The following is a 12,831-nucleotide window of genomic DNA, read 5'->3' as shown; positions in this document are numbered from 1 at the left end:
ATGCGCGTCCCGCCGGCGCATGAGGATAGCTACAAGGCGGAACAACCAGACAAAGGAACGAAAAACCGTGGGACGAAGATCAAGAGGCGTCAACCATGCCGCACAGATGAGCCGCGAAGCAGGTGGAAGCAAAGATTCACAGAAGCACCGTCGCCTGCATTGGAGCGAATTCTCGCGTTTTGCGGCCCGTATCGGTCATACCCTGGAGAATGTGAACGAAGTCCAAGACTGGATGCTTGAGTTTTTTGTCTGGTTCCTCGTCGCTGGCGCGATGAAGCCAGGCACCCTCGCCAATTACCGCGCTTCGCTCTCAGTGATACAGGCGATGGCGGGTCAGGATACATCCGACTCGACGGGCAGTCGCGCGCTTCAACTTGAGCGACGGGACCGACACGGAAGGCACCGTGCTCGCACGCAACAGGAATTCAACGACCTGCTCTGCGAGGCACAAAAACTCGACAACGGTGTCGTACACGTGATTCGCCTGATGCGGTGGCTAGGACTACGCATGCGTGAAGCCCTCATGTGCGGTAAGTCGCTGGAGAGCTGGCGCGAACTGATTCTGCAGGGTAGTCGACGCCTGCCCATCGAACGCGGCGCGAAGAATGGGCGGCCACGTCGGACTGAAGTGCTGATGGATCACGTTGATGAAACGCTCGACGCGATCAATGCAGCAATCGCGTTCTGTCGCGATCGCAACTTCGAGCTGGTCAGTGGCTGCAACGACGATCTCAAGAGCGCGAAGTCGCGGCTGAAATCTCGCTTTGAGCAACTGCCGATGCGACGCGAGCTAGCAAGCCACAGCTTGAGATTCACATACGCAGTGGACTTCGCCAACGCGGCACTGGATCGAGATACGCCGCCAGTTGAAGTCTTGACGCAACTATCCGACCGCCTCGGGCATGGTCCCTCGCGGACGAAGATGATTCTCGAGGTCTACTGTTGGCAGATTCGCCACAGATTCCCCGAAAAAATCCAGTTACCTAGTGACTTTGTTCCCCGCACACCGCCCAAGGAAATCGTAACGCCAAAAGCGGGCGACTCCGACAAGAAAACTAGCATGATGACCGACGTTCGTACCCGACGGACATCATCGCGAACTCGTCGATCCAAATTACCTCGTGGAGGTAAAAGCTATTCAAAATTCCTAACCAATAAGTAGTCCCACTCATCCTATAGGGAAATATAGTTATCCACGAAGGAGAAGATACCCGTGTCAGATCTGCAACTCACTGAGCAAGCTTGCGCCACGCTTACCCGATACAGAGGTGTCGGAGCAATCGACACCCTGCTGCCACTATGGCACGAGTTTGAGCGATTTCTCGAATCACTGGGACCGTTGCCAGCGTCGATTCTCGACATCCCGGAACAAACGCTACACGCATATGCAACACATCTCGACTACCAGGACTGCCATATCGACGATGCATTGGTCGCGCTCAGCGCCGTGCTTCTCATCTGCCTACGTGCAGGGTACTCCGCGAAGGTTTTGCGCACCGTCGTGATTGCGCGCATCCGTCGCCCCGTTGAGAACCGGCAGTGGGATGCATTCCGCCTACGAACTTACCAACCTCTTGAATCGTCACAGCGCGCTCGAAGCCGCAGACGCCGAGCCAGACGCGAAGCACTCGTCCACGATAGCGATCCCGTCAAAAACGACGCGAAGTAACGCGCACCGTTACACGATTACTCACCCAAAATCCACTAAAGGAAAGTCAATGACTCATCTGATTGCTGCGCATTTCCAAAGCTCGAACAGCACAGCACAAGCGTCGACCGCGCAACTTCTTCACGCACAAACGGGAGGAATTATGCTTAAACCCGGTCCACTCGATGCGTACGGCAATCGCGTCGCCAACGCACCCACCGAGAATGGAGACGCGTTAGAGAATCACTATTGCGCGATGATGGCCTCCCGGCGTGGAGGAATAATTGACGTCTCGCCAGAAGAGCGACAGTCAATGATTGGGTTCATCCAGACGCGGCGCGCAATCCTAACTGAAATGAAAGCGATCATCGTCTCCGTTTCCCCCGACAACGATTCACAAAACGCTGCCATAGAAACACTCACCGCGATTTGTGAGGCTGGCGTATCCCCATCCGATATCCGTATTCTCGCCACCGACATGCCGCAGAATACAGGGGCCGAGGACGTCTTATCCAAGGCCTTCGCATTTGCCCGGGAAGCTGGCATCACCATAGTTCCCGAAGCCGCCATTCCTGTGTCAACGTCCTTTGCAAAAGCTCTGCAGTTCAAAATGCCGATTGCAGCCGTATTGAACAAAGCTGTCGATTTCGAGACGGAATTGACGGTAGCGCGTCTGAACGGCGCCCCCGAAAAGATCACGCACGCTCTCGCTCATAAAGTAATCGCGCAACGCGATCTGTTGGACTCGGCAGACACCTTCAGACGCGTAGCCGGTTTGCTGGGACTACCATGCATTTCTCAGGACGAATGGCGCGCGGAATTCCCTCTAGCTACGAACCGTAAGCGTGCGAAAGTTGCGACGGTGGAGTAACGACGCCTGATACAAAACCCTGTAACAGCCTCAACGCCCTTCAGATCAACGGACCACACCAATGTGTGGTCCGCTGATCCGCGCACTCTGTCAGCGTTTAACCGAAAGTTGGCCCCACTCCAGGCTCCGACAATCCGAACAGTTCGGCAGGGTTTGATCGCCAGACCAAGGAAGGGAGCAGCGCCTCCGATTGAACAATCACTTCCTTTTCGCCGACTCAACCGCGCGTAAAGCAACCTCTACGTCCTCAATCATGACGGTGGAAGAACCATCGAGCAGGTAACGAAGAGTGGATCTTTCAAGCACATGCGTTATCACGGCATCCGTATCGGATAAGAAGCGATCGCGCAACGCGTGAGCCGCAACATCCAGCGTATGGCGCGAGATGCGCAAAGCATCCGGCGACATCGCCATAAGTCTGGTTCGGACATAGGACGCAATCCAGTCACTGCTTTCGTCAAGGAACTCCAATGAACGAGGTCGGCAATGTACACCACCAGGCGCCCCGTGACATCCGCTGACATCCATGAGCACACCACTTCGATGCTCCGGGTCCAAAGGCAATTCGTGCACAGAATGCACACGCATTTCTAAACACCAGTCGCAGTCACCGCATACGCAACCCTGAACGCAATCTCCCGTTGACATCTCATCAAACGTCATCGCAACTCTCCTGACTAACGAAGTTAGCGATCGCCTCGTTACGGAGGACGCTCGCCAAACCAGTATTCCGTCGCTATCGCAAAGTCAAGTTCACGCCGCCTGCAATTTGCAGGCGCCTGCACCCATTCAGCATATAGAATATGCTAAACATTTGATTTAAATGGAAGTAATTGGCACACGAGCGTGTGCAATTTGTGCAACTCAATGCTATAACGGGAACCTTGAGCAATTAAATACCGAAAGCTAGCCAAAAACCTTAACCATTCCGGGAAAAAGCCTGCAGGCGCCTGCAAAGCGCTGTGGCAATGACTGCCGGGACGAAACGGCATGACGCGCGTCAGTTTTTCCGCCAACGTGATCCGGCTTACTGACGATCGAGGAACTCAGTGCGGTGAGAACTCCGACAGTAGCGAACCCGACGCTAACCTGAGACATCGGATACGGAAGCACAAATGAAAAAGCTGCACCGATGGTGCAGCCTTGATCCAGATTTCTGGCGATCACTGAATGCGAAACGATACGCTAATGCATTCGCTTGCTTCGTGCCCTATCCGACTTCTGGCCGTTGCGCTCCATGATCACGCTAAGTCCGGACAGAGCAAGAGCGACGATCATAGCCACGATTCCAAAGCCCATAACTACCTCCTGTGTTTGCAAAGCCGCATGTTCGTGCGCTCAGCCTCTCAACCTTTGCTCTTCAGTTAGTTACCGTAAAAATGGACGGCCAACCCATGTAGGAGAAAAGCCCCCACACCGGATCTCCCGATTACGCATTCCCTCTGCCAGCCCTTTCACGATCGGCCTTGCGACCGTTTCGATTCATGACCAATCCCAAAGCGCTGAGCAATAAAGCGAACGCCAGTACGCCAAAGCTCCATCCCATAGTCAACCCTCCACGGCAAAGCGGCAGATCCTAGACTATCACGGCGACCGCTAAGATAAGCTCCGCCAATGATTCACGGTTCCATCTGACAATTGATCGCCGTACTGTGCGGCATCTCAAAGGCCCAAGTATCTTCCGGCGGCCCGCACTCAATTCGGCTCTAGTTTTCAGGCTCTTCAACGCTCCGGAAAGAAATGGTGCCGGTGTCTTATGAGCTTACTACCGCTCGTCAGCGCGATGCGCGCAGCTCGGCTTGCTGACGCCGACTCTTCTGCAAAAGCGTACCACTATTAGTGATCTTTTCGAGGCGTTTCGTATTTCCCGGTCGATACACTCAATATAGAAAGACTTGAGCTTTCCGTACGAAACCAGCCCTTCCCAGGGCGAGAACGCGCCAGACGAACCGCCCCGCCTCATCGGCGGCAAGAATCACTCTCGGCGTCTCCTGAACTGCACTATCAAAACCGAGTATAGGACTACAAGATGAGAGTACCTGTTTTTGCGATCGACGTCGGATACGGAAGTACGAAGTACACCTATCGCGATAGCCAAGGCAGCGTGATAACCGGCATGTTTCCATCACTTGCGCCCTTGGCACCTATCGGGATGCTCTCCGGATGGAATCAACGCGTATCTGCTGTGCGCAAAGCAGCCGTTATTACGATCAACCGTATTGAATACGAAGTTGGGCCGGACGTATCGATCACAGCGGCACACGGTTGGACGGGTAGTGCGCTATGCGATGACTACGCTCTGACGGGGAACTACGCGGCATTGCTGTTTGGTGCAGCTTACTTTGCCGGTGTTACACACGTCGAACGCCTTGTTCTTGGCCTACCAGTCCATCTGAAAGAAAAGTATTCATCAGCGATCAGGCAGCAGTTCCTCGGCGAGAACCGTTTCGGCGCCGACAGTGTCACCATTGACGAGGTGACTGTCGTCTCCCAGCCTCTGGGGACGCTAATGCACGCTGCGAATAGCCGCCAGAGCGATTTCCGCCATGACGAAGCGCATCTGGTCGTCGATGTGGGGTATTTCACGACGAGCTGGATCTGGGCAAATGGCCTCACAATAGATGACAGCCGTAGCGGCGGGATGCGTTCAGGAACATGGGACATCTGCAAATGCATCGCGGACCACATTTCACGTGACGAAAACGAGACAGTCGATAACATAGAGCGCATCGATCGAGCGATACGCGAGAAGTCTTCTTACTTGTTTTATGGCAAGGATATTGATCTAGGTCCGTATCTAGATCTGGCTACTCCAATCATCGCCAATGCCGCGAGGCGTCTCCAAAGCCATCTCGGTAGCAGCCCCAATGTAAGCTCAATCATTCTTTCGGGCGGCGGTGCTGCACTGTATGCGAACGCAGTCCAGCAAGCGTTCCCGGATACGCTCTTAGAAGTGATCCCCTCACCGCACTTAGCCAACGCCTACGGCTATCTGATCGTTGGAGAGATCCAACACGCACGGGAACGTCGCGTCGATCGACGAAACCCTCAGAGCAAACCAACCTAGTTGTTTCATCGACGGATTTGGCAGACTACCAGGCGACAGGTCGAAATGCTACAGGTCTCGCAAGCAAGGATCCGACCTCTCGTCGTCGCTCCCCACGGGATAGCTTGTCCATATTGCAGACTAAGATGCCTCCCGTGCACCACTTGCATTGCGCATCCTTGCTCGGCGCGAACTTTTTGCTTTGGCTCTACGCTTGCACGCTTTACTTTCCGTGACTGCAACCAGGAAGTCAACGATCGCTTTCTCCAATCTACCAATATGAGGTATCAATTTTTTGATATCCGATCCCTGGATGGAGATTGTTTTGTAATTTTCTTCAACTACGACGCTTAGTCGAGGATTTAATTCGGACATGACCATTCCCGTTGAAAACATCTCGATCAAATCTGCCAGACGAGTTAGCTTTAGATCTTTGACAAAAACAGCACGTTGCTCCATTTCAGCTTCTCCGATTGATTTTTGAATCCTCAGTAATTTCTCGCCAATTCTAAAGCTGAGATTATCTGAGCCTCCAAATACATTCACGATGTTCCCCGATAGCTCTGCAATGGCGATACAACGAGATACATGAGAAACTGATACGGAGTATGCTGTTGCCAAGGCACGCTGTGAGGGCCAAACTCCAATACGAATCTCACTTCCGTAGCGCCTCCCCAGTTCCCAAGGTCCAGCCCCTTCAGAACGAAGAAACTCGTGGATCTTATAGCCATCTTCCCGAAACTTCACCAACTCTTCATCTGTCATATTAATTAATTATCGTCATCTTATATTGATAGATATCAAATTTTCTTTTCAAAACGAATTCACGCATTTGAGAAGAATAAATTTTAAATCGTGGAAACGACGTTGTCACACAAAACATGAAAAAAGAAAATATTGCTCATCTTTAAAAATACCGCGTTGCAGCCAGGAACAAGCGCGGACTGACACTGATGCCACGACCACTCGGAAACATTTGCTCAAGCGCCTCCACCAGGCTCAATATCCTGCATTTGAGCCACTCGTACTCCGCCCCGCTGCCGTCGACAACGGCATCGATACGACGCCGAGCCCCTGCCTCGTGCAACCGAATCGTCGCAGTAGGAGCGAGCCAGTTCGGTGCAACCAGACGTGTTGCGTACATTGGGAATATCAAGAGACAGCTCTGCACGGGTGAATTCTGCAGGCGCCTGCAGACTTTTCGATCTCAAACGTGCAACACCCACTTCACAAGCATTTGATTTTTCTTGGAATTTTTCCGATCCGAAAAATTTACAATTGATCGAAGTGTGCAACAGACTACGCGACGCGGGTAATTGAGTCCTAACCGCCATTTATTTGTTTAATGAGTGGTGTCTTGTATGGATCAGACATCCGATAGGTCGAAGAAAAAGCATGATACAAGCCGAAATGCATGAGGCCGCACCCAACGGGTGCGGCCTCGATTGAAACAGCCTGTCGATGCTGTCGCGGTCTTCGTTCATTTAGTGCATACCGCGCGCCGCTTACGATTCACTACACTGTCACATCTCTCGTGGTTACCGTGAAGTAGACAGCCTACTGTTGCACCGGGCAACGATTTCAAGCCCCTGAATCACTTTCGGTTGCACGGACAACCTCTACGTGCTCGCTCGCGATCGGCCTTGCGGCCGTTACGATTCATGACCACACCAAGTGCGGCGAGTGCAATGGCAATACCTAACGCAAAGAAACTCCAGCCCATCATTGTCCTCCGTCTGTTGACGATAGTAAGCAGGGCATCATGGGCGCCGGCAATCTTATTCTGCCCCCAAGGCCACCCATGATGAGAAAAGTGCGACTCTCGGCAGCGCTCATCAGCCAGCAGCCGACGAGTCGCTTCGAAATGGCTAGCGTGTGCCCAGCCAGTAGCCGAGACATCCGAGCGCGAAAAGTACTATCAGACCAAACATCTCAGTTCCTTATGTATGAGGTGAGTAAATCCTGTCTGACTCGGCATCTTCAATGTCAAGCTTCGTGTCCGCGTTGCAGGCGCCTGCGTGGTTTGAACCGGAAAGCTGCATGTTTCGTTGAGCTTTCCGATCGCGGCATGCAGGTACCTAGAAGAATCTCAGCCACAACACCAAGATTAAAAATGCGCCGCGCAGGACGTACCAGCCACCGATTGCGAAGAAACAACCGAAGCTAGAGACAATCCCGAGGATCTCAGCAGTACCGCGCCATCCCTCGCTGTAGATCCACGCTGAAAATAGCCATAGCAGGTAAAGTACGACAGCAATCACAACTCGCTGCATGAAGTGAGGCCATCGCCTGAACCCAAACCATATTTTTCTGAGACGGTTCATCGATCCTCCTCCTTTACTCGTTGCCAAAGCTCAAACGTGACCTCACCGAACTTCCAACCGGCTATTGCCACAGCAACAAGTGCAGCGAGGTAAATCCACGTGAGTGGTTCACCCAGACGCTCACCATGCAGAATTGCGCAAAGAAGCCTGTACTCCATGCCTGTTTCTCCTGTTTAGGTTCATGCACCTGTCCATAGCGCGAAGGCGCCGTACCACAGTTGCATGACTTCAGGATTGCACGCCTGTAGCAAAGTCAAGTCAGAGCGATGGAGACAACGTGCCTCTTGCCGCGAGGGTTACAGTACATCGATGCGGGAAAACCACGTTTGCCAAAGTCAAGGTTGGTGATTGCTAGTTGGATTTATCTCAGAGCCGCGACCCTAGGACCGTTTATAGAGGGAAGAGAGGCACCCTCCAACAAGAAGTGCGTGAACTCTTTCAGGAGATTCTCTCTACTGGTATCAGCAGATCTGAGACGATGGGCACGCACTAGGGAATTCCACATCGCCAGGCCGATTAGTTAGTTATCCAAATTTATAGGCAGGGAATACAGGGCCACGCGGCGCATGCCCAGATATGTCATGCAGCGAGGATTAGGAAACGAGCCTCAATTTGCCAACGAATGCCCTATGCGACCGTGCGCTATGGGTGCTGGCATCCGCAATTGATATAGACATATGGCGTGGCTTATCGCGAGCGTTTCATCTGCCACGAATTCTTCAATGCACTAGGTTCAAACGACATAAAGCATTGCAAAACTTGTACGGCGTCGACTGCCGCTCGATGTCTCGCTGCTCAGTATGGTGAACCCATTGCCGGTGCGATAGGCGCGTTATCGGAGATCCACCGTTTTTCAGGTTGAGTTCTTTCTGCACAGTCACGTCGCTCACGATGCAGTCCGGCAAGCGCGATCGCCTCAGCGCGCAGTTGCACGCGCGATGCTGGCGTCGATGACTTATCTTGGATGGGTTTTCCGCGACTGCGTCTGTAGTCGCGCGAAGCACGGCGACTATAGGCAGCCACGCAATATTGCGAGCTCGGATATCGCCGACACGATAGCGTTGGGCACCTCATTCAAGAATGCCCCTGCAATTACAAGCAAAATAGTGCGACAAGCGATTGCCGCCTGATTGGAGCGACCAGCCATCTATACCGCTGACGGTTGCTCGATGCGTCGTAACCACATCGACAAGCTCACGTTTTGCGGCAGGCGCTACCGAGTGAAGCACGGGAGTACCATTCAAGCGATATGGCTCTTGGATGAGGAGTGGTCCTCGGCCAAAGCAGATGCGGCAAAAAGCTAGCGTGGAAGTCCGCGTCGTTCGCGCTTCGCTTTGCGGGCGTTGTGATTCATGATCAGTCCAAATCCCCCGAAAAACGCCGTGATACCCAGTATGAATAGACCCAGACCCATAGCTACTCTCCGGTCACGAAAACACTAACGTCGTAGCAGACCTGCTTCCCAAGGCGAGCGCTCGACAACAATACGTGCGAGTTTTCCTCGTACCGCTTAAGCCTACTACAAGATCTCGTCAGTTGGCCGGTGTCGTAACCTCGGAACCAAGGACATGGATCTACCGATAGCAAACTAGACAACGACGAGCCTTTTTCTCAAACCCGGAGCCGAGCGGCGTAAGGTCACGCCGAAAGTTCTAGAATCGCCCTACATCCATCGCAGAATAACAGGCAGCAACACCGGCACGACAAACGCCGTGAACACGCCGTTCAAACCCATGCCGAGCCCTGCGAACGCCCCCATCTCCTCGCTCACCTGAAACGCGCGCGCCGTGCCGATACCATGCGACGCGACGCCGATCGCGAAGCCACGCACCTCGGTTTCGCGTACGCCCACGACGTTGAGAATCCAGCGCGCCGTCACGGCGCCGAACACGCCCGTCGAGATCACCAGCACCGCGGTGAGCGAAGGAATGCCGCCGACCTTTTCGGCGACAGCCATCGCGATAGGTGTCGTGACCGACTTCGGCGCAATCGAGGCCAGCGTCTGTGGCGTCGCGCCCAATAATTTCGCAATTCCGACCGCCGATACGATTGCCGTGAGCGATCCCGCCACGAGTCCACCGAGCAAAGGCAGCGCGCCGCGACGCAGTTTGTCCCACTGCCGGTAGAGCGGCAACGCGAGCGCGACGGTCGCTGGTCCGAGCAGGAAGTGCACGAACTGCGCGCCTTCGAAGTAGGTGCGATACGGCGTGTCGGTGAGCTTGAGCGCCGCGACAACGATCGCCACGGCGATCAGCACAGGATTGGCGAGCGGATTGTGCTTTGCGCGCGCATAAACGTTCAGCGCGATCAGATACGCGACGAGTGTGAGCGTGAGGCCCAGCAGCGGCGAAGCGGCGAGATAGACCCAGATGGCGTCGAGCTTGTCGAAGGGCAGATGTGAATTCACGATGCGTTCTCCTCGCTGCGACGTCGTTGCCTACGCAACAAGGCGCGCGTGACGAGCGCAGTCACGGCGATACCGAGCGTCGTGCTCAACACGAGACTGGCGATCACGGCCAGGGCTTCGCCGCGCACGGCCTGCGCGGACACCATGATGCCCACGCCCGCCGGAATGAAGAGCAGCGAAAGATGGCGCAGCAATTCGAGCGCGGTGGGCTCAATGGCCGAGGCGGCGGCGGGCCGCATCATCGCGAAGGCAAACATCAGCAACATGCCGATGACGGGACCGGGAACGGGCAGCGAGAAAACGTAGGAAACGCTCTCGCCGAGGCACTGGAAAATCAGCAGGGCGGCAAGGGATCGGAGCATGGTCGGGCGCGTGGGAAGCAACGGGCGGCACAACGGGCCGCCATGCGCCGGAAGTTTACAGGAAGGTTGCGCGACTGGCAGCCAGGCGCCCTTCCCGCTCGCGCTGATTAACTCCGCTTGCGCGGCTCGAAACGCATACGAATCGATTCGAGTTCCGCAGGCAAACGCTTCGCGCGCGGTTTGCGGCGCGGCAACTCGACAAAACCCAGACGCCGATAAAGCGCCGCGGCGCGCGTATTGCTCACGAGCACGTCGAGCACGATTTCGCGTGCGGGCGTATCGAGACCGCGCTCGACGCTACCCAGAGCGTGCTCGAACAGCGCGCTGAACGCGCCCGTGCCCCGCGACTCCTCGCGCGTCGCGCAATGGGCGATGAGCGTTTGGGCGCGCTTCGGCTTGGGCAGTTCGGTTTCGAGCACGAGGCCGCGCAGCAGCATCGGCACGGTGCGCAGCAGACCGAAATGACGCAGGAGCGTGAAGACCACATGCGGATCGTCGGCGAGAATGCGACGGCCGTCGTGCGCCGCCAGCACCGCGACGATCTCGCCGTTCGCATCGACGGCCACTTCGTGACGGCGCCAGGAAAAACGGCCACCATCGAGCCCGAACGCAAAAGCGAGAAACGTGATGCACCGCTCGGGCGAAACGCCCAGGAAGAACTCGAACTCATGCGCGCCCGATTCGAACACGAGCGGCGCGCAAATTAGCGCGTCGCTTGCGCGAGCGGGACGGAAGGTGAGCGTGTGCGCCGCTTTGGCGATCGAAGCTTCAGCCAATACCGTTGTCATCGCAACGTTTCCTCTATCCCTTCGCAAGACGCGCGAGCGCCGCGACGGTGCGGGTGATTTGTTCGGGCTCGTGCGTCGAGCAGATAAAGAAGCGCAGCCGCGCAGCGCGCTCTTCCACCGCGGGATAGAAAATCGGCTGCACGTTGATGCCCTCGTCAAACAGCGCGTTGGCCCATTGTGCGGCCTTCAGCGAACTGCGCGTGATGACCGGCACGACGGCGTAGCCCGCACTCGTGCCGGTGTCGAGACCAGCGGCGCGCGCCTCTTCCAGAAACTGATGGCCGCGCGCCTTGAGCGCCGCCACGCGCTGCGGTTCGGCGCGCAGGCGTTCGAGCGCGGTGAGCGATGCTGCCGCCAGCGCGGGTGCCAGGCCCACGCTATAGAGAAAGCCCGGCGCGAGATGGCGCAACATATCGACGAGCGGCTGACAGCCCGCGATAAAACCGCCGCAGCCCGCCAGCGACTTGCTCATCGTGCCCATCCAGAGATCGACGTCATTTGGGGCGATGCCCGCGTGCTCGCGAATGCCGCGTCCCGTCTCGCCGAGCACACCGAGCGAATGCGCCTCGTCGACCATCAGGAACACGCCATGACGGCGGCGAATCTCCACGAAGCGCTCAAGCTCGGGATAGTCGCCGTCCATGCTGTAGAGGCCTTCGATCACCACCAGCACGTTGCGATACTCATGGCGTACGCGCGCGAGCAGGCTGTCGAGTTCCTGCCAGTCGTTGTGCGCGAACGCCAGACGCTTCGCGCCGCTCAACTGTGCGCCCTGCACGATGCTGTTGTGCGCGAGCGCGTCGTGCACGATCAGATCGCCGTGACCGAACAATGCTCCGATCACCGTCACGTTGGTCGCGTGGCCGCTCACGAAGGCCACGCAATCGTCGGTTTCGTAGAAGTCCGCCAGCGCGCGTTCGAGATCGCGCTGCACGGGCCGCTCGCCCGCCACCATGCGGCTCGCGGAAACCGACGTGCCGTAACGCGTGATCGCGCCCTGCGCCGCCGCCATCACAGCCGGATCGGACGCGAGGCCCAGGTAGTTGTAGTTCGCGTAGTTGATGTACTCGCGCCCGCCGATCGTCGTGGTCGCGCCCGCCATGCCTTCATGCACGCGGAAGAACGGCGACTGCACGCGCAACGTCTCGCCCATCTCCTTCATCAGTTTGACCTGCTGAAAGAGCGGCATGGCCTCGAAGCGCGCGCGCGCGTCGAACGACGTCCCGCCAACACCGGGCGCCGTTTGCGGCGCATCCAGAGGCTGAGCCGACGCGTTCGAAACACGTTCCAGTTGACGCTTGAGCGCCGCGGCGGCCAGTTGCTGCCGGATCTTTTCACCTACGCCCATCTGCGCGCAATTCCTTGTTGGTTCGTTTGCGTGCGCG

Annotated in this window: 10 protein-coding genes; 4 read left to right on the top strand and 6 right to left on the bottom strand. The window is 56.1% G+C overall.

The window, feature by feature from the left end:
* Positions 1–106: 106 nt before the first annotated feature.
* From U5782_RS05540 to U5782_RS05530, 3 genes are read left to right on the top strand one after another with little or no spacing between them, the layout of a single operon-like run.
* Entirely contained in the window at positions 107–1,162 is a 1,056-nt protein-coding gene (locus U5782_RS05540; RefSeq protein ID WP_322042821.1) for an integrase domain-containing protein, read from the top strand.
* 51 nt (positions 1,163–1,213) lie between these two features.
* Positions 1,214–1,669, top strand: coding sequence for a hypothetical protein (locus tag U5782_RS05535; protein WP_322042820.1), 456 nt, complete (start codon positions 1,214–1,216; stop codon positions 1,667–1,669).
* 49 nt (positions 1,670–1,718) lie between these two features.
* On the top strand, positions 1,719–2,519 hold the full coding sequence (locus tag U5782_RS05530) for a hypothetical protein (protein ID WP_322042819.1): 801 nt from the start codon (positions 1,719–1,721) through the stop codon (positions 2,517–2,519).
* A 198-nt stretch (positions 2,520–2,717) separates the two neighbouring features.
* Here U5782_RS05530 and U5782_RS05525 read toward each other — a convergent pair whose 3' ends face one another.
* On the bottom strand, positions 2,718–3,182 hold the full coding sequence (locus U5782_RS05525; protein WP_322042818.1) for a hypothetical protein: 465 nt from the start codon (positions 3,180–3,182) through the stop codon (positions 2,718–2,720).
* Positions 3,183–4,548: 1,366 nt separating this feature from the next.
* On the opposite strand from U5782_RS05525, the gene U5782_RS05520 reads away from it, so the two are divergent.
* Positions 4,549–5,586 carry a PRTRC system protein D gene (locus U5782_RS05520; RefSeq protein WP_322042817.1) on the top strand — a complete coding sequence of 346 codons (1,038 nt, stop codon included), beginning with the start codon at positions 4,549–4,551 and terminating at the stop codon, positions 5,584–5,586.
* A 120-nt stretch (positions 5,587–5,706) separates the two neighbouring features.
* On the opposite strand, the gene U5782_RS05515 is transcribed toward U5782_RS05520, so the two are convergent.
* The 5 genes from U5782_RS05515 to U5782_RS05495 form a co-directional block, all read right to left on the bottom strand.
* Complete coding sequence (locus U5782_RS05515) at positions 5,707–6,330, bottom strand: hypothetical protein (RefSeq protein WP_322042816.1); 624 nt, start codon at positions 6,328–6,330, stop codon at positions 5,707–5,709.
* A 3,222-nt stretch (positions 6,331–9,552) separates the two neighbouring features.
* On the bottom strand, positions 9,553–10,296 hold the full coding sequence (locus tag U5782_RS05510; RefSeq protein ID WP_322042815.1) for an LrgB family protein: 744 nt from the start codon (positions 10,294–10,296) through the stop codon (positions 9,553–9,555).
* Positions 10,293–10,658: a CidA/LrgA family protein gene (locus U5782_RS05505; RefSeq protein ID WP_322042814.1), complete on the bottom strand. Its 366-nt coding sequence runs from the start codon at positions 10,656–10,658 to the stop codon at positions 10,293–10,295. The genes U5782_RS05510 and U5782_RS05505 overlap by 4 nt, the downstream gene beginning before the upstream one ends.
* A 107-nt stretch (positions 10,659–10,765) precedes the next feature.
* Entirely contained in the window at positions 10,766–11,446 is a 681-nt protein-coding gene (locus tag U5782_RS05500; RefSeq protein ID WP_322042813.1) for a GNAT family N-acetyltransferase, read from the bottom strand.
* Between the two features lie 13 nt (positions 11,447–11,459).
* Positions 11,460–12,794 carry an aminotransferase class I/II-fold pyridoxal phosphate-dependent enzyme gene (locus U5782_RS05495; protein ID WP_322042812.1) on the bottom strand — a complete coding sequence of 445 codons (1,335 nt, stop codon included), beginning with the start codon at positions 12,792–12,794 and terminating at the stop codon, positions 11,460–11,462.
* Positions 12,795–12,831 lie beyond the last annotated feature (37 nt).

Origin of the sequence: Paraburkholderia sp. J67 (assembly GCF_905220265.1) — a bacterium.
Classification (GTDB): domain Bacteria; phylum Pseudomonadota; class Gammaproteobacteria; order Burkholderiales; family Burkholderiaceae; genus Paraburkholderia.
Note: the sequence above shows the minus strand (reverse complement) of the source record. Positions and strands in the feature narration are given on the sequence as shown.